The sequence below is a fragment of the Pedobacter puniceum genome, assembly GCF_009674685.1.
Classification (GTDB): domain Bacteria; phylum Bacteroidota; class Bacteroidia; order Sphingobacteriales; family Sphingobacteriaceae; genus Pseudopedobacter; species Pseudopedobacter puniceum.
Genome location: NZ_WKJI01000001.1, coordinates 879,200 through 900,029 on the forward strand (window position 1 = coordinate 879,200; position 20,830 = coordinate 900,029).

At 36.3% G+C, this 20,830-nt stretch carries 15 protein-coding genes and 1 tRNA gene; 8 read left to right on the forward strand and 8 right to left on the reverse strand.

Annotation, left to right across the window (positions count from 1 at the left end; all coding sequences use genetic code 11):
- Nucleotides 1-97 precede the first annotated feature (97 nt).
- From glgX to GJJ64_RS03990, 6 genes are all read left to right on the forward strand, one after another.
- Nucleotides 98-2,215 (forward strand): glycogen debranching protein GlgX, encoded by a 2,118-nt coding sequence (gene glgX, locus GJJ64_RS03965; protein ID WP_154286446.1) that lies wholly within the window; start codon nt 98-100, stop codon nt 2,213-2,215.
- A 2-nt stretch (nt 2,216-2,217) separates the two neighbouring features.
- Nucleotides 2,218-4,017, forward strand: coding sequence for a malto-oligosyltrehalose trehalohydrolase (gene treZ / locus GJJ64_RS03970; RefSeq protein WP_154286447.1), 1,800 nt, complete (start codon nt 2,218-2,220; stop codon nt 4,015-4,017).
- Entirely contained in the window at nt 4,014-8,183 is a 4,170-nt protein-coding gene (gene treY, locus GJJ64_RS03975; protein ID WP_154286448.1) for a malto-oligosyltrehalose synthase, read from the forward strand. Before treZ ends, treY begins: the two co-directional genes overlap by 4 nt.
- Before the next feature lie 58 nt (nt 8,184-8,241).
- Nucleotides 8,242-9,123, forward strand: a complete 882-nt coding sequence (locus GJJ64_RS03980) for a mechanosensitive ion channel family protein (protein ID WP_154286449.1) — start codon at nt 8,242-8,244, stop codon at nt 9,121-9,123.
- A 766-nt stretch (nt 9,124-9,889) separates the two neighbouring features.
- The gene (locus GJJ64_RS03985) at nt 9,890-11,347 is read left to right on the forward strand and encodes a hypothetical protein (protein ID WP_154286450.1); all 1,458 of its coding nucleotides are present in this window, start codon (nt 9,890-9,892) and stop codon (nt 11,345-11,347) included.
- Nucleotides 11,347-12,234: a DNA adenine methylase gene (locus tag GJJ64_RS03990; RefSeq protein ID WP_154286451.1), complete on the forward strand. Its 888-nt coding sequence runs from the start codon at nt 11,347-11,349 to the stop codon at nt 12,232-12,234. Before GJJ64_RS03985 ends, GJJ64_RS03990 begins: the two co-directional genes overlap by 1 nt.
- A 238-nt stretch (nt 12,235-12,472) precedes the next feature.
- Here the strand turns inward: GJJ64_RS03990 and cobC are convergent, their stop codons facing one another.
- From cobC to GJJ64_RS04020, 6 genes are all read right to left on the reverse strand, one after another.
- Entirely contained in the window at nt 12,473-13,060 is a 588-nt protein-coding gene (gene cobC / locus GJJ64_RS03995) for an alpha-ribazole phosphatase (protein WP_154286452.1), read from the reverse strand.
- A gap of 2 nt (nt 13,061-13,062) precedes the next feature.
- Entirely contained in the window at nt 13,063-13,827 is a 765-nt protein-coding gene (locus tag GJJ64_RS04000; protein WP_154286453.1) for an adenosylcobinamide-GDP ribazoletransferase, read from the reverse strand.
- A 336-nt stretch (nt 13,828-14,163) separates the two neighbouring features.
- Nucleotides 14,164-15,207 carry a nicotinate-nucleotide--dimethylbenzimidazole phosphoribosyltransferase gene (gene cobT, locus GJJ64_RS04005; RefSeq protein ID WP_154286454.1) on the reverse strand — a complete coding sequence of 348 codons (1,044 nt, stop codon included), beginning with the start codon at nt 15,205-15,207 and terminating at the stop codon, nt 14,164-14,166.
- 214 nt (nt 15,208-15,421) lie between these two features.
- Entirely contained in the window at nt 15,422-15,667 is a 246-nt protein-coding gene (locus GJJ64_RS04010) for a hypothetical protein (RefSeq protein ID WP_026904744.1), read from the reverse strand.
- Between the two features lie 118 nt (nt 15,668-15,785).
- Nucleotides 15,786-16,481, reverse strand: a complete 696-nt coding sequence (locus GJJ64_RS04015; RefSeq protein WP_154286455.1) for a DUF3291 domain-containing protein — start codon at nt 16,479-16,481, stop codon at nt 15,786-15,788.
- A 77-nt stretch (nt 16,482-16,558) separates the two neighbouring features.
- On the reverse strand, nt 16,559-18,718 hold the full coding sequence (locus GJJ64_RS04020) for a S46 family peptidase (RefSeq protein WP_449421286.1): 2,160 nt from the start codon (nt 18,716-18,718) through the stop codon (nt 16,559-16,561).
- Nucleotides 18,719-18,864: 146 nt separating this feature from the next.
- Here GJJ64_RS04020 and GJJ64_RS04025 point away from each other — a divergent pair, with 146 nt between their 5' ends.
- Both GJJ64_RS04025 and GJJ64_RS04030 read left to right on the forward strand, forming a co-directional pair.
- Nucleotides 18,865-19,332, forward strand: a complete 468-nt coding sequence (locus GJJ64_RS04025; protein ID WP_154286457.1) for a GAF domain-containing protein — start codon at nt 18,865-18,867, stop codon at nt 19,330-19,332.
- A gap of 23 nt (nt 19,333-19,355) precedes the next feature.
- Nucleotides 19,356-20,213 carry a bestrophin family protein gene (locus GJJ64_RS04030; RefSeq protein ID WP_154286458.1) on the forward strand — a complete coding sequence of 286 codons (858 nt, stop codon included), beginning with the start codon at nt 19,356-19,358 and terminating at the stop codon, nt 20,211-20,213.
- Between the two features lie 70 nt (nt 20,214-20,283).
- Here GJJ64_RS04030 and GJJ64_RS04035 read toward each other — a convergent pair.
- Both GJJ64_RS04035 and GJJ64_RS04040 read right to left on the reverse strand, forming a co-directional pair.
- A tRNA-Ser gene (locus GJJ64_RS04035) sits at nt 20,284-20,368 on the reverse strand.
- 120 nt (nt 20,369-20,488) lie between these two features.
- Entirely contained in the window at nt 20,489-20,830 is a 342-nt protein-coding gene (locus tag GJJ64_RS04040) for a cupin domain-containing protein (RefSeq protein WP_149074135.1), read from the reverse strand.

Genomic DNA, 20,830 nt, shown 5'->3' on the forward strand with positions numbered 1-20,830 from the left:
ATTTTAAATTATTAAAAGATATACCAAAAAATAGGTACAATTTTTAGTGTTATTGATGATGATTTAAATATTTATCTATCATTAACAAAAATCATCTATGAATATAAAAGTATATCCGGGTAAGCCATACCCTTTAGGGGCTACTTGGGATGGCAAAGGCGTAAATTTTACCCTTTATGCCGATAATGCCACAGGTGTTGATTTATGTCTATTTAACACTACAAAAGACGAAACAGAATCGGTAAAAATCAGGATAAAAGAAAGAACTCATCAAATTTGGCATTGCTATGTGCCGGATATTGAACCCGGCCAACTTTATGGTTTTAGAGTTTATGGCCCTTACGAGCCAGAAAATGGTCATCGTTTTAACCCACATAAATTATTGATAGACCCATATGCAAAAGCCATAGCTGGTACTTTACAGTGGCATAATGCTTTGTTTGCTTATCAGGTAGGGCATGAGGATGAAGATTTCTCTTTTAGCGAAGAAGATAGCGCACCTTATATCCCTAAAGCTGTAGTGATAGACCCCGCATTTGATTGGGAAGATGATAAATCACCTAACACTTCTATGCATAAATCTATCATTTACGAAACCCATGTGAAAGGTTTTACCATGCAGCATCCGGATATACCGGAAGAAATAAGAGGTACTTACAAAGCTTTAGCTCACGAAGCCACCATTGCTTATTTAACAGATTTAGGTATTACAGCTGTAGAATTAATGCCTGTTCACCATTTCGTGAGCGATAAGAATTTGCAAGACCAAGGTTTAAACAATTATTGGGGCTACAGTACCATAGGCTTTTTTGCACCAGATGTAAGGTATTCATCATCAGGAGTATTGGGCCAGCAGGTACGCGAGTTTAAAGAAATGGTTAAAGCCCTACACAAAGCAGGTATAGAAGTGATTTTAGATGTGGTTTATAACCATACAGCAGAAGGAAACCATTTAGGGCCTACCTTATCTTTTAAAGGTATTGATAATTGTAGCTATTATAGGCTAACAGAAAATCCGAGGTTTTACATGGATTATACCGGAACTGGTAATACCTTAAATGCCCGTTTACCTAATGTTTTAAGGCTTATTATGGATAGTTTGCGTTATTGGATTACCGAAATGCATGTAGATGGCTTTAGGTTTGATTTAGCGTCTACGCTTGCCAGAGAACTTCACGAGGTACAGAAATTAAGTTCCTTTTTTGATATCATCCACCAAGATCCAATTATTTCGCAAGCTAAATTAATAGCAGAGCCTTGGGATGTTGGCGAAGGTGGTTATCAGGTGGGGAAATTTCCTCCGGGTTGGGCCGAGTGGAATGGTAAGTACCGAGATTGCATTAGAGATTATTGGATTGGTGCTGATAGTATGTTAGGAGAGTTTGCTGATAGATTTACTGGAAGCTCAGACCTTTATCAGGATGATTACCGTAAGCCTACAGCCAGTATCAATTTTATAACCGCTCATGATGGTTTTACTTTGCATGATTTGGTTTCTTATAACGAGAAGCATAATGAAGCTAACGGAGAAAACAATCAGGATGGTGAAAGCCATAACCGCTCTTGGAATTGTGGTGCAGAAGGCAATACAGATGATGAAGCTATCATCACCCTAAGAAATCAGCAAAAAAGAAATTTCTTAACTACGCTATTTCTTTCGCAAGGCGTACCCATGATAGTTGCCGGAGACGAGTTTGGCAGAACCCAACAAGGTAATAACAATGCCTACTGCCAAGACAATGAGATTTCTTGGCTCAATTGGGATAATATGGATCATGAGCTTCAGCAGTTTACCGCATCATTAATCAGGTTAAGGAAAGAACATCCTACTTTTTGCAGAAGAAAATGGTTTCAAGGGATGCCTGTAAAAGGAATAGGTTTAGAAGATATTGCTTGGTTTTTACCAGAAGGTACAGAGATGGATGATGAGCATTGGCAACATGATTTTGCCCGTTCTTTGGCTGTTTATTTAAACGGAAAAGGTATCAGGTCTTTAAGTGAGCAAGGCGAAAAAATTATAGATGATGATTTTTATGTGATGTTTAACGCCCATCATGATACCATTATTTATCATTTACCACCAGATAAATACAGCAAAAAATGGCAGAAGGTTTTAGATACATCTGAGGCTAAGTTTGATGAAGAAACCGTATTGAAATCAGAAGACGAAATCCCGGTAAAGGGTAGGTCGGTAGTTTTACTTAAAGCCATATAAGTATGCCAAAAGCTTGCAGAAAAATAGGAGTAAACTATTGCCACGGTACAACAAAGATTAATTTATGGTGCCCCAATGCAAACAAAGTATCGGTTCTAAAGCCTAAGGATGAAACCATTATCCATTTAGAAAAGGCCGATTTTGGTTATTGGCAAAAAACAACAGATTTACTACAGCCAGAAGATGAATATTTTATTCTGCTTGATGATAAAACTTTGCCAGACCCTACAGCTTTGCAGCAGCCTGATGTTCATCAAGCCTCAAAAGTAGCCAATTTACATGCTTTTGAGTGGACAGATGAGCATTGGCAAATTCCAGCCATGCAAGATTTAATAATTTATGAGCTACATGTTGGAACTTTTACACCCGAAGGAACATTTGAAGCCATCATCCAAAAACTAGATGATTTGCTTGAATTAGGTATCAATGCTATTGAATTAATGCCTGTGGCTCAATTTCCTGGCAATAGAAATTGGGGTTACGATGGCGTTTTTCCTTTTGCGGTACAAAATAGTTATGGTGCTTATACTGGTTTGCAAGAGCTGGTGAATGCTTGTCATGAAAAAGGTATAGCTGTTATTTTAGATGTAGTTTACAACCATTTAGGCCCTGAAGGAAATTATTTAAATGATTTTGGGCCATTTTTTACCGATAAATATCAAACTCCTTGGGGTAAAGCCATCAATTTTGATGATGCCCATTGCGATGCTGTACGTACTTTTTATATCGAAAATGTATTGCTATGGCTAAGAGATTTTCATATGGATGGCCTACGTTTAGATGCTGTACATGCCATTAAAGATTTTAGTGCTAAGCATATTTTGGCAGAAATTAAGGAGCATGTAGATGCTTTTAATCAGGAACAGCAAAAAACACATTTTTTAATTGCCGAGTGCGATTTAAACGATAGAAGATATTTAGAACCTTTGAGCCAAAATGGTTTTGCGATGGATGCCCAATGGATAGATGAGTTTCATCATGCATTAAGGGTAAGTGCCGGGGGAGAGAAAAATGGCTATTATGAAGATTTTAACGGAATTTCTTCTTTGGCTAAAGCTTATCAAGATGCTTTTGTTTTTGATGGTTTATACTCGCCGCATCGTAAAAAGAAATTTGGTAGTAGTGCAGTTGGATTGGCAGGAGAGCGCTTTGTGGTTTTCTCTCAAAACCACGATCAAGTGGGCAACCGTATGCTTGGAGAGCGAAGTAGCCAGCTTTTTAGTTTCGAGATGCAAAAACTCATGGCTGCCGCAGTTTTTATTTCGCCTTATATCCCCATGCTGTTTATGGGCGAAGAATGGTCGGCAAGTTCTCCATTTCAATATTTTATAAGTCATACGGATGAAGACTTGATAGAAGCCGTAGAGGAAGGTAGAAAGAAAGAATTTGCAGCATTTGTAAGCCAACAAGAAGTTCCAGACCCGCAAGCTATCTCTACTTTTGAGGCTTCTAAACTCCGCTGGGACGAGCTTAACTTACCGCAGCATAAAACCATGTTGGCCTACTATAAAGCCCTCATACAGCTTCGTAAAACGCACCCGGTATTTAAAAATACCCAAAGAACAGGTTTAAAAGCTTACGCTGATGAAACTCGGCAAATGCTTTACCTCAGCAGAAGTAGTAAAGATGTAAAGGTTTTATGCGTCCTCAATTTTTCAGCTAGGCAACAAAGCATTCAGGATTCAAAAATTCAAGCTTATGAATTGATTTTTGATTCTGCCGATGAAAAATGGGCTGGTTATCCTGTTGGGAAGGATGAAATTAGCCCTACAGCTATCAAAATCTATCAATCTAACTCATGAAAAACGCAACGCTACCTATGAAATATCCTGCTCAAACTTATCGTCTACAGTTCAACCATCAATTTACCTTTCAACAGCTTAAAGAAGTGTTAAACTATTTCAAAAAGATGGGGGTTGATACCCTTTATGCTTCACCCATTTTTAAAGCTGTTAAAGAAAGTGTACATGGTTATGATGTGGTAAATCCGCATCAGATAAATCCAGAAATAGGCTCATTATCAGAATTAAAAGCTATCCAAAGCTTTTTAAAAAAGAACCAGATGATGTGGTTGCAAGATATTGTACCCAATCATATGGCTTTTCATCCGGATAACGAGTGGCTAATGGACGTTTTAGAGAAAGGGAATAAATCTAGGTTTAGAAGCTTTTTTGATACTCCTTTTAGCTCTAATTTCCTTAACGGAAAACTGATGGTACCTTTTTTAGGTAGACCTTTGCAAGAGGTCATCAAGAAACGGGAGCTGCAATTAATTTATAAAATGGGTAGGTTTTATTTTCAATATTTTGATGCCTGCTACCCGCTCAATTTAGCTTCTTACAAAAGTTTAATTAAATATGTAAAGCTAGATAAGCTGCTACAACAGCTAGAAGATTTAGAGGATATTAAAAATAAAGAAGCCTTTGCTAAATCTTGGGAAAGTTTTATTCAAGAAAGTCATAAGAAATTAAAAGATAAGAAGATACAGGTTTTATTAAATCAAACACTTCAAGATATTAACCAATCGCAAACCTTATTAAAAGCCATCATCAATAAGCAATATTATGAGCTTTGTTATTGGCAACATACCAGTCAGCGTATCAATTACAGGCGTTTTTTTACCGTCAATGGCTTGCTTTGTTTAAACATTCAGGATGAGGTAGTTTTTAAATATTATCACCAGTTTATCAAGAACCTTTTAGATCAAGATCTTATTCAAGCTTTACGTTTAGACCATATTGATGGTTTATATAACCCCACAAAATACCTGCAACAGCTTAAAAAGCTTGTTGGTGATAAATATATTGGCGTAGAGAAAATCCTTGAAAAAGGTGAAGAATTACCTTCAGAATGGGAAATAGCAGGAACTAGCGGTTACGATTTTTTAGGTTTGGTGAATAACTTGTTGACTTACAGCCCTTCAGAGGAAACATTTAATGCTTTATATCAAGAAATCATCCCTCAAGAAAAAAGTTTTGAAGAACAGGTACAGGAGAAGAAAGCTAATTTTCTGTTCCAAAATATGCAGGGCGAGTTGTATAACCTTTGCAAATACTTCCATACTTTAAAATTAGAAACAGATGCTAGTGCCGAAGACATCAAACAAGCCATTGCTTGGTTTTTGGTTTATATGCCTGTGTATAGGTTTTATGGGGATAGTTTTCCATTAGCAGAAGAAGAGTTTAAGCGTTTACAAAGCATTTTCATCAGGCTTAAAGCCGATAAACCTGAATACCTTTTAGGGTTTAATACTTTAGAGGGTGTTATTTTAAATAGGTCGCAACAACAGGAAGACAAGCAAATAAGAAGCACAGCAAGTTTGTTTTATAAGCGTTTAATGCAGTTTAGCGGCCCATTAATGGCCAAAGGTGTAGAAGATACCTTGATGTATAACAATTTTAGGTTTATTGGACATAATGAAGTGGGCGACCATCCCGAATGTTTTGGCATTTCTACCGCTTATTTTCATGAATGGATGCAAAAGCGACAAGCGCTAATGCCTTTAACTTTAAATACCACTTCTACCCATGATACCAAAAGGGGCGAAGATGCCCGGGCAAGGCTAAACGTTTTAACGCATTTACCCAATTTATGGGTAGAAAAAGTTAGGCAATGGCATAAAATGAATCAGAATTTGGTGTTGAGGTTTAAAATACAGCCAAATGATGAGTATTTCATTTACCAAAATTTAGTAGGTAATTTCCCCATGCAAGGTAGTATTTCAGACAATTTCTTGCCACGCTTTGAGGCTTATTTGATAAAAGCTTTAAGAGAAGGCAAAATACAATCAGACTGGAATAAACCCAACGAAAGCTATGAAAACAGTGTGAAGCAATTTGTGGCTGCGCTATTAAATCCAGAGCATCTGTTTATGGTAAGTTTTCAAGAATTTCATCAGAAAATAGCCCCTTATGGGGTTTATAATGCTTTGGTGCAATTGTTATTAAAATTTACTTGCCCCGGTGTGCCAGATGTTTACCAAGGTACAGAGCTTTGGGACTTTACTTTTGTAGACCCAGATAACAGACAACAGATAGATTTTAAGCTTAGAAATCAATATCTGGATGAGATACAAGAGCTTAAACCTCATCAAATCAAAGATTTATTAAATTATCCCAATGATGCTAAAATCAAATTATGGTTAACGCAATTTCTCATTCATCAGCGTAAGCGAAAAAAAGAATTTTATACCCATGCTAACTACCAAGCTGTAAGTATAACGGGAAAGTTTAAAGAGCATTTAATTGCTTTTAAAAGGGTGTTTAATGAGCAGGAAGTTTTGGTTGTTGCGGTATTGCATCCGGCATTGTTGTGCGAAAAACATCAGTGTAAACTAGAAGATATAGATTGGGGCGATACACAATTGCTTGACACCCAAAACAAGCCCTGGAGAAATTTAATAACAGAAGAAACCACTGAAGCTGTTTATGTTAAAGATGTTTTAAGCTATTTACCTTTTGCCATTTTAGAAAGTAAAAAGCAAAATCAGCGTTCTGCTGGGGTGCTTTTACATATCAGTTCTTTGCCTTCTGCCTATGGTATGGGCAATTTAGGCGAGCAAGCCTACCAGTTTATAGATTTTTTAAAACAGGCCCAACAGCGCTATTGGCAAATATTACCACTCACGCCTTTGGCAGCTTCAGAGTCTTTCTCGCCTTACAGCAGTTGGAGCAGTATGGCCGGTAATAATTTGTTTATAGCCTTAGAACCGCTGGTAGAAGAGGGCTATCTGCAACAAAAGGATTTAGATAAGGCTGCTATACATCCGGGAAACCGGGTAGATTATCTGCAAGTAGAAAAGCATAAAAAGTTACTCTTAAAAAAAGCTTGGCAGCAGGCCAAACAGCAATTACCACCTGCTTTTGAGCAATTTTGCCAGCGAGAAAGCTACTGGTTAAATGATTATGCACTTTTTATGGCTTTACATCAGCAATATAAAAAGCCTTGGTACCAATGGCCTAGCGCTATAAAAAAGCGAGAATTGAAGGCTTTAACGGTAGAAACTGAAAAGCACCAGGAAGCCATTACAGAAATTAAATGGCAACAATACCTGTTTGATTTGCAATGGCGACAGTTAAAAGCCTATGCCAAGCAAAATGATGTGGAAATTATTGGAGATTTACCTTTTTATGTCAACTATCAATCGGCAGATGTATGGGCGCAGCAAGATATTTTTGCTTTAGATGAAGAGGGGAAAATTAAAGGTATTGCAGGTGTACCGCCCGATTATTTTAATGAAGATGGTCAGCTTTGGGGGATGCCCGTTTTTAGGTGGGATGTTTTAAAAAAGCAAAATTACGATTGGTGGTTAAAGCGCTTGCAAAAGAATATCCAATGGTTTGATGTTTTGAGACTAGACCATTTTAGGGCTTTTTATGATTATTGGGAAGTACCAGCAGGAGCGCAAACGGCTAAAGATGGTACTTGGAAGGAGGGACCGGGAGCTGATTTTTTTGATTTTATTTTAAAACATTTCCCAGAAAAACCTTTTATAGCTGAAGATTTGGGCGATGTAAACCAAGGTGTTTTTCTACTAAGAGACCAATTTGAACTAGCTGGGATGAAAGTTTTACAGTTTTCTTTTGGTGATGATATGCCACAATCTTTACACACGCCGCACCATCATCAAGAAAATTTCTTTGTTTATAGCGGTACGCATGATAATAATACCTTGTTGGGATGGTATAAAGAAGCCGGAAATAACATCAAAGCTAACCTGAATTTGTATTGCAACAAGAAAATAAGCCAGCATAATGTGGCAGAAGAAATCATCCGCATGGCTTATGCTTCGGTTTGCAAAACGGCCATCATACCTTTACAGGATATTTTAAATTTAGATGAACAAAGTAGGATGAACTTACCCGGTACTACAGAACAAAATTGGTCTTTTAAGCTCGTGGGCGATGAATTAAAGCCTCAAATAGCGGCTAAATTGGCTGTGCTGACTAAAATATTTCATCGCAGTTAGCAGCCCTGATTAAATTTAATTGTCTTTTTCTTTAAATTTGATGTAGATTAAAGCCTATATGAATATTAAAGATATCACAGCTAAAGAAAGAAGTACCACTACAGAGCTACTTGTTATTTTTATTAAGCTTGTTGTTTATGCTACTTTGGTATATTTTAATATTAACCAGCCAGAAATTTATGCTAAAGTGCCCATTATTGGTAAAGTAGCTTACTCTTTACTGATTGTTACGGGGGCAAGTTTCTCTATTTCGGTGGTGCGTTTAATCATCATTTATTGGTATATCCGTAAGAATAACCTCAAGGCTAATATCAAAGACAATTTTATTTTGGGTATTAACCGCATTGTTTCGGTTTTAAATACAGTTTTCCTTATCATAGCCATTATGGTTTTTATGGGGATAGACCCTATCAAGTTTCTAACTAGCATTACCATTGTTGCGGCAGCTATTGCTTTGATATTTAAAGAGTACGTAACCAACATGATTAACGGCTTAATCATCATGTTTTCAGACCGTTTGTCTTTAGGAGATCATATCAAAGTGTTAGACCAAGAGGGGAAAATTTTAGACATTACCTTAATCAATATCATCATCCAGAATGAAGATAACGATATGGTGCTGATACCTAACTCGGTTATTTTTACTTCTTTAATTGTTAATCAATCTAAGCAAAATATTAAAAAACTTACGGTAGAGTTTGAATTGGATGTTAACTTAAACCAAACCCCAGCAAGTTTAGAAGCACATCTAGAAAACATCATCAAACCTTATGAAGATTATACCATGAAAGATGGTTTTTCTGTAAAAACCCTCGAAATCAGGAAGGATTATACCAAATTTAAAGTGCAAGTATTGCTCAATTACCACGACAGAGCCAAAGAAAAAGAAATCAGAAGAAAGCTAAATACGGCAGTGTTAGAGTTGAGAGGTGGAGTGTAGTTTGGTTTAGTTGGTTAGTTTGTTAGAGTGTATTATTGATTGATTGATTGATTGATTCTTTTTTTAATTTTTAATTTTGAATTTTTTATTGATTGAATTTTGATTTGTGTCGTTGCGATGAGGAACGAAGAAGCAATCTATTTTTAATTTTTCCTTTTGCTTTCCACTTTTACATACACCTTCTCCGTACCATGTTCGAGACTTGTTCGAGAAATAGCCCCATTTTTCCGAAGGTGTTACGAAGAAGTCTTGGAGAAGCCTCGAAGGAAGTATGGAGAAAACGTGGATAAAAGGTGGGGTATAGGTGGGCTATACGTGGACTTGTGTTAATAAATTTTCTTAATGATATAGGTGCTTGTAGAAAAGGTTAAACAAACATAGTGAATATAGTAGGTAATTAAAACAAAAATAGCAGAAATAGGAAAACTTATTACATAAACTAGATTTATATTTAATTTTTGACTTTCAATAAATATTTACTTACTTAGAATTAAAATCTAAATATGAAAATGCCTGTGAATTTGGATATTCGAGATAATTGTTTTTAAGCTATTTCATAAGTTGTTCTTTGTATGAAGAATAAACAAAAATCCGTAATACAACCAGTTTTGGGTGTATTAAGGAAGTAAAACTATACATATATATATAAGTTGGCAGCAAGTGTCGGGGACAGTGCAAACCATAAACTTAGGTGCTTGACAACAAACAAAAAAGACTAGACATAAACGAAAAATAAATTAGTTCCTTTGTAAAAGAAATAATCAATATGCCGATAACTTCACAAATAGAGGTAAGTAAGTTAAAACTTGACCTTAAAAACTTTAGAACTGTTCCTCAAAAAAAGGAAATAGATGCAATAAAAGCAATGATTTCAATTAAGCCTGACAGGTTTTATGCTGTTATGGAAAGTATTATTGAAGACGGCTATTTGCTCACAGAAAACATAATCGTTTTGAATGATGGAACTGATAATATAGTTAAGGAAGGAAACAGGCGAATCGCAGCATTAAAACTTATTCATGGCCTTTACAAACTTTCAGACTTTGGTTTACCCACCTCCATTACTGACAGTATTAATAAAATTGACGCGAAATGGAAGGCTGAAAATCTTAAAGTTCCTTGCACAGTATTCTCAATAAAGGAAGTAGATAAAGTTGATAGAGTGGTTACACTTGCACATGGTAAAGGTGAAAAAGCAAGTCGTGACCCTTGGAATTCAGTAGCAAGAGCAAGACATAATAGAGATGTAAAAGGAGCCTACGAGCATGGTCTGGACTTACTCGAAAAGTATTTAAAAAAAGGAGCTAATTTAAATAATCAGCAACGAGAAAGATGGGGAGGTGAATACCCATTAACAGTTTTAGATGAAGCATTAAGAAAATCGTTTGCTAGACTTGGTTTTGCTAATGTAGCTGACTTAGTCAAAAAATACCCACTTAATAATAAACTAGCTGAATTAGAAAACATCTTACTTGAAATCGGACTTGAACAAATAAAATTTGAAACAATAAGAAACATACAACTTGATTTTCCAACTAATTACGGGATACCACCTATTATTGTTCCTCCCACTATTCCTCCAGTTGTTCCTCCAGTGAATATGACACAAACAGTTGTAACAGGAACAAGCACAAATACACCGCAACCAAACCAAACAAATACTAATAATCAAAATACGTCTACTAATCCAACCCCAACAACAACAGTAAATAACGCAAATACATCAACTACACCAACTACACCTGCTCCAACTTCTCCTAAAGCGGTTGCCGTAAATGACCCAAAATATGTTGCGAGTCTCTTAAAAAAATTCACACCTAGAGGAACTAATAGACAAAAGGTTGTAACACTGAGAGACGAATTGAGAAAATTAAAAATTGCGGATAATCCAATAGCTTTCTGTTTTATTCTCCGAAGTATGTTTGAAATATCAGGCAAGGCATATTCGGCCGACCATGGTTTGAGTATGACCAAAACAGGGGGTAAAGATAAGACTTTAGTCGAAGTTCTAAGTGGTATTACTTCACACTTGACTAATAATAATTCCAATAAAGCAATGGTAAAAGTTTTACATGGTGCAATGACTGAATTAGGTAAACCAGATGGACTGCTATCTGTTACCTCAATGAATAATTTAGTGCATAGTCCGATATTCACAATCGCACCTTCCGATTTGTGCAATGTTTTTAGCAATATTTATCCACTTTTAGAAGCTATGAATTAATGGGAGATTTTAAAACACCTTTGCGTTATCCAGGAGGTAAACAGCGACTTTCTCCTTTTATAGAGGAACTAATAATTGAAAACAATATTACTGATGGCAATTATGTTGAACCTTATGCAGGTGGTGCAGGTGTTGGTATTCAGCTTTTGTTAACACGGAAAGTTTCAAACATACACTTAAATGACTCGGACTTCGGTATCTATTCTTTTTGGCACTCTGTAATTAATAAGCCAGAGGAATTGTGCAAAATGATTTTATCTGCATCAATGACAGTTGAAGAGTGGCGAAGAAGAAAAGAAATTGTAAAAAAGTGTGACAAAAGAAAAATTTTGGAATTAGGTTTTAGTGTCTTTTACTTAAATAGATGTAATCGTTCAGGTGTTTTATCAGCCGGTGTAATTGGTGGTTTAGACCAAACAGGTAATTATAAAATGGATGCTAGATTTTCTAGAAATGATTTAATAAGAAGAATTGAAGCAATTGCAAGATTTAAAGACAATATATTCTTAACAAACTTTGACGCTGAATATTATATCCAAAATTACATTCCAAATTTACCAAAGAATACTTTAGTCTATTTAGACCCACCTTATTATGAAAAAGGCAGTGAATTATATCTAAATGCTTATAAAAAGACTGACCATGCAAGAATTTCAAAAGTTATTCAATCCGAAATTAAACATAATTGGGTTCTTTCATATGATGGTGTTCCTGACATAGTAAACCTTTATAAAAAAAGGCGACATTTTCTTTACGACCTTCAGTATTCAGCAGCTAAAGTTTATAAGGGTAAAGAAATATTTGTTTTTGACGACAAATTAAAATTGCCTAAACAATGTAGTTTGAAACATATCGACATTGGACTTAACAATCTTGTGAACGCATGACAAGTGAGCCGATAGAAAAAAACACCAGCTGCCACCAGCAGCTATAAGAAATTGGCGGTTCAGTGCTTAAATGAAGCTTTGTGCTTCTTATCAAGTTTAGTGCTGGTAGACATTTAGTGCTTCGAAATCGCCAACTTCTTGTAGCTGCAAAACGTTATAGCTAATAGTAGGACGACCGTTCCAACGATAACAGACCGATTAGATTTTAAACCTTATCACATAGACAAGCCATTTAACCTCAAACCCTTTCCGTTCTATTCACAAAAGCTATTTTAGTACTTTTAAACTCTTTTTGATAAACAATTTTAGTAATCGAACTATAGCTAATCTCGAGATTGAAAGCGTGTTCTAAAGGGAAATCTAGTACATAAGCTAGAATAGAGCGTATCACACCGGCATGGGTTACTATCACAATATCTTTGTTTGGTGTTGTTAAAATATCTTCAAAAAAAGCGGTAGAGCGTTCATAAAGTTCTAAGAAGTTCTCTCCATTGTTGATTTTATAATTTACAAAATCGGCCATCCAAGGTTCTAGCTCTTTGGGGTTAATTTTATCCCAAGCTTGCATTTCCCAATCTCCAAAATGTAGTTCAGCAATACGTTCATCTGTAATAAAGTTACCGTTAGATAGGTAATCGGCAAGTTTGCTACATCTTCTAAACGGACTGCTGTAAAAAGCTGTAGGGCTTTCAAGCGAACTTTCTAAGCTATCTTGTAACCAATCGAAATGTGCAGTAAAATTCTCTGCTAAAGGAATTTCTGATTGCCCATAACAAAGTTTGTTGGGGTTGTAAACCTCTGTATGTCTAATGAAATAGATATTCATGATTAACCAAAATATTTAAAAATGAGGATGGTACTAAGGTAAAATACCACTTCAGAAACTTGTTGTACAGTACCTAAGCAATCGCCAGTGTAGCCGCCAATCCATTTGTTAAAATACCTACTGAAATAAGCTTTTACCAAAAGTAAAGGGATGATGCTTAATAAAATCCATAGATTAGGAAAAAACAGGAGAGGTGCAATACCAAAAATTATAGCGATGAAGAAATCATCTTTCCTCATTTTAGTAGCTAGGGGTTTAGCTTTACTCAATAAATCTTCCCGGGCATATTCATCAGTATAAATCAAGATAGCACTATTTAAACGACTAATAGCATGTCCAGCAATTAAAACCGGAATGATAAAGCTTGGTCCGATTTCTTTTAGAGCGGTGAATTTTAAAGCTAAAATCAATACTAAACCTGCAACACCATAAGTACCAACTCTAGAGTCTTTCATGATGGTGAGGATTTTCTCTTTGGTCCAGCCGCCACCAAAACCATCGCAAACATCGGCAAAGCCATCTTCATGAAAAGCACCTGTGATGAGTAAAGAAGCTACCATGCTCAGAAGTAAAGATAATTCTAAAGAAAAGGCAAAAGAAGCCAGCCAGAACACCAAAGCACATAAAGACCCTACAATGATACCAATAAGAGGGAAGTACTTGCTAGAGCGATTTAAATACTCCTCAGAATGGTCTGTAGAAGGCGGACAAGGTATTCTGGTAAAGAACATCATCGCGGTAAAAAATATCCTGATTTCTTTTTTCATTGTTGTGTTAGGTGATTAGTTTGTTAGTTGGTTAGTTGGTTAGTTTGTTAGGTGATTAGTCATTAGTTCATTATTCATTAGATAAAGAGTGCTTTAGTTTGTTAGGTGATTAGTCATTAGTCATTAGTTCATTATTAATTAGATAATTAGGCGTCTCTTACTCTCCACCCAGTCTTTCTACTTTTTACTCTCCACCCAGACTTCGGACAATAGTCCTCGGACTTCAAACTCTCCACCCAGACTTCGGACAGTGGTCCACGGTCGTCGGACTTTTACCCCAGACTTCGGTCATCCGTCTTCGGTCCTCAGACTCTCCACCCAGACTTCGGACTACAGTCATCGGTCCTCCGACTCTCTCACTCCAGCACTTTCAAAGCTAGACATTTCATTGATAAAGTTTACCGATGCTTGGATGATTGGCAGAGCTAATGCGGCACCAGTACCTTCGCCTAAGCGCATATTTAAGTTTAAAAGAGGTTTTGCTTTTAAGAATTGGAGCATTTGTTTATGGCCGGTTTCGTCTGATTGATGAGCAAAAACACAATAGTCTAAAATTTGTGGGTAAAGTGCATGTGCAATTAACAGCGCAGAACTCACAATAAAGCCATCTACCACAATCAGCATTTTTTGTTGTGCAGCGCTAAGCATAGCACCTACAATCATAGCGATTTCAAAGCCGCCAAAAGTTTGTAAAATCTCCTCAGGTGTATAAGCAGGGTTGTTGATGATAGCTTGTTTGAGAATAGCAATTTTCTTTTCCAGTCCTTCATCATTTAAGCCCGTTCCTCTGCCAGCGCAGGCTTCCATAGCAATGCCTGTAATTTTATGCATGATGGCTGCTGCGGCAGAAGTGTTACCAATACCCATTTCGCCAAAGGCTATACAGTTGCTGCCCTTAGCATGAATTTGTTTAACCAAGTTGGTACCTTTCTCTAAAGCTTCATCTAGTTGTGCTTTCGTCATGGCGGGGCTATGTAAAAAGTTCTGTGTTCCCTTAGCAACTTTTAAATGTTGTAAAGGTAGGGCTGGGTCAAAGTCGTGGTTAACCCCAGCATCAACTACCAAAATATCCCAACCATTTTGTTTGGTAAAGACGTTGATGGCTGCACCACCAGCTATAAAATTCATGACCATTTGCCAGCTTACTTCTTGTGGGTACGGACTAACACCTTCTTGGGTGATGCCATGATCGCCAGCAAAAACTACCACAGTAGGAGATGCAATTTTAGGTGATACCGTTTCTTGGATAAGACAGATTCTTAGTGCTAAATCTTCTAAAATTCCGAGGGCACCAAGAGGCTTTGTTTTATGATTAATGATGTGTTGTACTTGCTCTTTGATTTGGGGGTTAAGGCTATTAATTTCGAACTTACTTATCATTTATTTGGCGTTTTAGTAGTGCAGAATTATATTTTTTATGATTATTTAAAAATTTGTATTACAGTATTTTATAAATTCTATTTAATGTGTTTGTTTTGCTTTATAGACGTTTTGAGTCTTTGTTTGCTAAATATCACAAAATTATATTCTGTTTAATGGGTTTTAAGTTTGTAACTATCTATTTTATAGGTTTTTATGTGTTTTGTGTGAAGTGCTAATTATACTTTTTCCAAGTAGCCATAAAATCGGCTCTCATGTCCTGAAATCTGGCACTTACTCGCTTGATAAAGTCTTCATCTAAGAGTTCAAATACGCTATCAACTCCGTTGATTAAATCCATTTCAGAAAGCTTGTAAGTTTGCTCTAAAGTACCTTGCTCAAACTTGATGATATACTTCATGTTCATAGAAAAGATGGTAATCTTACATTCCGGATGTGGTAATTCTGCTACTACTCGCATAAGGGTTATTTATCAGTTTTAAGTTGTCGGTTATCAGTTGTTGGTTGATAAAAAATTCAAAAAGAAAAATTCAAAATTCAAAATCGCTTAATCAATCATTCAATCAAAACTCAATCCATCAAAAACCAACGGCAACCGGGTTTTTGCCCATCAAAGTGCCTTCGCTGCTGATGATTCTGAAGCGGGCAAAAAGCTCTTCGCTGTACCAGTCTTCGCTACGGGTAAGTTTTACCACATCGGCGTGTTCTTTATCGCGGTAAGCGAATTTTTTTACGTCTTCTAAGGAGTTCCAAACAGAAAAGGTGGCTTGCCTAATAAAAGGAGCTTCGCCAATACCTACCGAGGTGATGAAACCTTGTGAGCTATTCATGATAGCAGAAACTTTTGGTACGTTGGCCCAGAAATTTTTAAGTTTTGATGGTCTAATGGTTGCCCTGGTTAGGACGCCAACCATACCTTCATGACCTTTAATTTTAGGTTTCCCGAAAGGTTCTTTGCCATCCCATTTGCCATGGGCATCTACAGGTTCGCACAAAACCGTCCATTGCTCGGTGGTGAATTTTTGCCACCATTTGGCTATGAAAGAGCTGTTTTGAAATTTTCTGAAATCATCTTCATCTTTCCAAACAGCAAATAAACCCCACTGCTGGTAATCTGGGTTAATATCGAAGGTGCCGTTTTTGCCACAGCCCATCAATTTCCAGAATGTACATGCTTTGTTTATCCAAAGAGGAAAGCGATGTATCGCCATAGCGAAAAAGGCTAATGGAATATAGCGTTTAGGGTATCTTACAATAGTGATAGAAACAATCATGGTTGGCTAATTTCGGGAATTTAAAGCCAACCATGATGTAAAGTTGATAAGTTTTTGAATGTTAAGAATTAATGTGCTTATACACCTAATTCTTTTAAGACGCCGCTTGCCTTATCTATTTTAGATGCTACCCAAAGTACATAGCGGATATCTACACCTATAGAGCGACTGTAATTTTCGTTCCAAGCGTAATCATTAATGGTTGCTTCGTAAGCTCTATCGAAGTTTACGCCAATAAGCTCGCCATAAGCATTTAAAACCGGAGAGCCAGAATTGCCACCCGTAGTATCCATATCATATAAAAAGCATACAGGAACATCGTTTAGCTCGGCCATTTTAAACGGGCCGAAGTCTTTCTGCTCCCATAAGGTTTTAATTTGTTCTGGGTATTGATAATCTACATTTCCGCTTCTTCCTTTTTCAATAATGCCTTTAACGCTGGTGAAGGGAAGCATATAGCTGCCGTCAACAGGAGAGAAGCCTTTGATATGGCCGTAAGTTAAACGTAAAGTGCTATTAGCATCGGGGATAAAGTTCTTTTGTAGGTACTGTTCTTTAACCGTCACATAATCAGCCATGAGCTTGCTTAACTTTGCTTCTCTTTTATCTTGCGTAAGCTTTTTTAAAGCTACTTCTTTAGAGAGCTCTTGCTCAAAACTGAGGAAAGGATCATTATAAACCACCAATTGCTTGATGTCTTTGATTAAGGTTTTGGTGAAATTCTCATTGCTTAATCGGCTATAAGCAAATAGGTTATTGATGAATTTTTGAGCTTGCTCTGAGCTGTTAAAGCCTCGAGTATTTTTATCTATAACAGCTATTTTTTGGTTAAGTGGAAGTTTAGATGCTCTCTCTAACATATTATTTAGTAGTTTTTTATCTACATCAATATCATAAGAGTCATATAAACTAGCGATGGCTTTTTCTAAGCGAGGAAGATTAGTGTTGTAGAAAGTCTCTCGTTTATCCAAAGGTTGTTTTAACAAAGCATCTTTAAAACCATTAATTTGTGCTGCTACTCTTAACAAATTACTTGAACCATAAACTTGAGCATACCATAACTCTTGATAAGCACTGTTATTGATTTGTTTGTAGATATCATCTATCTCATACATTAAATTACCATATAGCTGTTTTAAATTAGCATTTTGGTTGATGTAGCTTACCAGTTGATTGTCTTCTTCTTGTTTTTGTTTTAACAGCTCGATGTTATTTAAGCCTTTTAACTTGCCACGATAATTTTTTAAAACGTTGGCATTGCGTTTAATACGTGTTGCCAATTTTAGTTCTGTTGTACGTCCTTTGCTTTTACCAACCTCTTCCATGGTTTTATTTTGGAACTCGTATAAATCTGCCGTATAAGGTAATTGGTAATTTTGTTGGTAGGCAATAAATTGAGCTGGGCGATGCCTAAACGTTCTGCCAGGATAGCCCAACATGAAGGTAAAATCGCCATCTTTCACACCGCCAGCATTTATTTTAAGATGCTTTTTAGGTTTATAAGGAACATTTTCTTTAGCGTAGCTAGCTGCACTACCATCAGGTGCCACGTAAGCTCTCATGAAAGAGAAATCGCCAGTATGTCTTGGCCAAACCCAATTATCGGTTTCGCCACCAAATTCGCCTACATTTTGTTTAGGTACGTAAACCAATCTAACATCTTTAATGATTTTATATTTGAACAAAACATAGCTTTTGCCTATAAACATTTCAGACACTTCAGCATCAATACTTTTATCTGCTGCTTCTGTTCTGGCTTCTATAATTCTTATTTTTTCCTGAATTATTTTCTGGCGTTGCGATACATCATCAACTCCGCTAACTGCTGTTAATATTTCTTCAGATACATTCTCATAAGAATCTGTAATACGGCAGGTTAAGCCTTTTGCTTCAATTTCTTGTTCAGGTTTGTTGGCCACAAAACCATGGGTTAAATAATCATTTTCGGCAGTACTGGCCAACTGTACGGCAGAGAAAGCGCAATGGTGGTTGGTAATGATTAACCCGTTCTCAGAAACAAAAGAACCCGTACAACCGCCAACGTTAACCAAAGCGTCTATCAAGCTGGTACTATCGGGGTTATAAATTTCTTTCTGTGGGATTTTTAACCCGGCTTTTTGAAGATCTAGTTTAGAAACCTCGCTTAGCGGAAACATACCTTCATCAAAAGGTTTGGTACTGATGTTTCCTAAGGCTAAAGCACTTAATGAAAATGTAAAAAGGACTTTTTTAGTTATCATCATGATAAAAATTATAAACGTGAGATGGAGAAAATTAAGTAAAATAGCCTACATAGCATTTATTAATTCTGTTACAATTGTAAAAAGGAGCTATTTTTCTAGATTTTTAAACGCTTTACAATTAGCGATGTTATTTTTGTGCTATGGCAGAGGATTTAAAAATAATTAAAGGGCATAAGGAGGCACAGTACCAATCTATTTACCCACAAATAGAGGCATTGTTAGGTGGCGAGACAGATGTGATTGCTAATCTGGCTAATATCGCGGCAGCGTTAAAAGAACAGTTTAATTGGTTTTGGGTAGGTTTTTATTTAGTTAAGGATGAAGAACTGGTTTTAGGTCCGTTTCAAGGTCCGGTAGCTTGTACCCGAATACAAAAGGGCAGAGGCGTTTGCGGAACATCATGGGCACAAGCTAAAACGCTTATTGTAGAAGATGTAGATGCTTTCCCTGGGCATATTGCTTGCAGCAGCTTATCAAAATCAGAAATTGTTGTTCCCTTAATTAAAAATGATGTAGTTTGGGGTGTTTTAGATGTAGATAGCGATACTTTAACCGCATTTGACGAACTAGATAAATTGTGGCTAGAGAAAATCATCAACTTATTATAGAAAATATCATATAAACCTATTACATGATTAATTATAACCCTAAAGAGTGGTTCACTTTTATTTTTCAGATACATAAAGCAGACACTTTTAGAAAGCTTTTACCGCTTATGTTGGCTGTTAGCGTATATGCTGGTTTGGTAGCTTACTTAGAATTAGAATATTGGCAACTATCAGAAAGTAGTCATGTGAAAAATTTAAGCCTGATGCACAGTATGCTAGGTTTTGTAATTTCGCTTTTATTGGTTTTTAGAACGAATACGGCTTATGATAGGTGGTGGGAAGGCAGAAAACAATGGGGAGCTTTAACCAATAATTCTAGAAATTTTGCCATCAAATTAAAAGCTTTTTTAGCTGCTGATGATAGGAAGTTTTTTAATAACATGATTCCTAATTATGCTTTTGCTCTTAAAAGCCATTTAAGAGAGAATGAAGATTACCATGAAATAAATCCTGAATTAGATCTACATAAAGAGAAGCATTTACCCAATCAAATTGCTCATGCCATGTATGATAAGCTCTTTAAATTGCATCAAGAGCAGAAACTTTCAGCAGAGCAATTATTGATTTTGAACAGCGAGGCGATGTCTTTTACCGATATTTGCGGTGCTTGTGAAAGAATTAAAAATACACCAATACCTTTTTCTTACAGTGTTTTTATCAAGAAGTTTATTTTCTTTTTTGTGATGACTTTACCCTTCGGTTGGGTTTTTAGTTTGGGCTATTATATCATCCCGGTAGTGGTTTTTATTTTATATGCCTTTGCCAGTTTAGAGCTTATTGCAGAAGAAATAGAAAACCCTTTTGGTACCGATGCTAATGATTTACCTCTTGATGCCATTTGTATCAATATTAAAAAGCATGTTGGTGAGATTTTGGGTTAAGTTTTAGCGTGTAATTTTATAACCAAAAAAGCCTTAAAATTATAAGATTTTAAGGCTTTTTTATGCTGGGCGGAGAGTGAGGGATTCGAACCCCCGGACCTGTTACAGTCAACAGTTTTCAAGACTGCCGCAATCGACCACTCTGCCAACTCTCCGCCGCAAAAGTACAAACTCAAAGCAAATCTCCAAAGTAGAAAATGTTATTTTTCTATTTTTTAACTTAACTTTTTATTTATCAATACATTAAAATTATTAAAAAGCTACTTGGCTTACTTTTAAGAGATGAAATCTTCTCTTAAAGGGTTAAATACATCAACTAAAATACCATCTTCTAAGCATTTTACGCCGTGTATAGTATCGGGTTTAATATAAAATCCATCGCCTTTTCTTAGTATTTGGGTTTCATCACCAATATAAACTTCAAAGCTTCCTTCGGCAACGTAACTCACTTGTACATGAGGGTGGGCATGTAAATCGCCAATAACATCTTTCTTGAAAAATACTTTAACCATCATCACTTGGTCATCATAACCAAAAATTTGTCTGCTTAATCCTTCTTTAATTTGTTCTTCGGCAATTAAACTAGAAAACTGGTAAGGGGCTTGTTTTGTTGTCAT

What these genes read in the sequence shown, in the direction of transcription:
- GJJ64_RS04010 (WP_026904744.1), bottom strand. Translation starts at nt 15,667, where the DNA reads ATGCGAGTAGTAGCAGAATTACCACATCCGGAATGTAAGATTACCATC.
- GJJ64_RS04000 (WP_154286453.1), bottom strand. Translation starts at nt 13,827, where the DNA reads ATGAAAAAAGAAATCAGGATATTTTTTACCGCGATGATGTTCTTTACC.
- glgX (WP_154286446.1), top strand. Translation starts at nt 98, where the DNA reads ATGAATATAAAAGTATATCCGGGTAAGCCATACCCTTTAGGGGCTACT.
- cobC (WP_154286452.1), bottom strand. Translation starts at nt 13,060, where the DNA reads ATGAATATCTATTTCATTAGACATACAGAGGTTTACAACCCCAACAAA.
- GJJ64_RS04015 (WP_154286455.1), bottom strand. Translation starts at nt 16,481, where the DNA reads ATGATTGTTTCTATCACTATTGTAAGATACCCTAAACGCTATATTCCA.
- GJJ64_RS03980 (WP_154286449.1), top strand. Translation starts at nt 8,242, where the DNA reads ATGAATATTAAAGATATCACAGCTAAAGAAAGAAGTACCACTACAGAG.
- GJJ64_RS04040 (WP_149074135.1), bottom strand. Translation starts at nt 20,830, where the DNA reads ATGACAACAAAACAAGCCCCTTACCAGTTTTCTAGTTTAATTGCCGAA.
- treZ (WP_154286447.1), top strand. Translation starts at nt 2,218, where the DNA reads ATGCCAAAAGCTTGCAGAAAAATAGGAGTAAACTATTGCCACGGTACA.
- GJJ64_RS03985 (WP_154286450.1), top strand. Translation starts at nt 9,890, where the DNA reads ATGCCGATAACTTCACAAATAGAGGTAAGTAAGTTAAAACTTGACCTT.
- cobT (WP_154286454.1), bottom strand. Translation starts at nt 15,207, where the DNA reads ATGATAAGTAAGTTCGAAATTAATAGCCTTAACCCCCAAATCAAAGAG.
- GJJ64_RS03990 (WP_154286451.1), top strand. Translation starts at nt 11,347, where the DNA reads ATGGGAGATTTTAAAACACCTTTGCGTTATCCAGGAGGTAAACAGCGA.
- GJJ64_RS04025 (WP_154286457.1), top strand. Translation starts at nt 18,865, where the DNA reads ATGGCAGAGGATTTAAAAATAATTAAAGGGCATAAGGAGGCACAGTAC.
- GJJ64_RS04030 (WP_154286458.1), top strand. Translation starts at nt 19,356, where the DNA reads ATGATTAATTATAACCCTAAAGAGTGGTTCACTTTTATTTTTCAGATA.
- treY (WP_154286448.1), top strand. Translation starts at nt 4,014, where the DNA reads ATGAAAAACGCAACGCTACCTATGAAATATCCTGCTCAAACTTATCGT.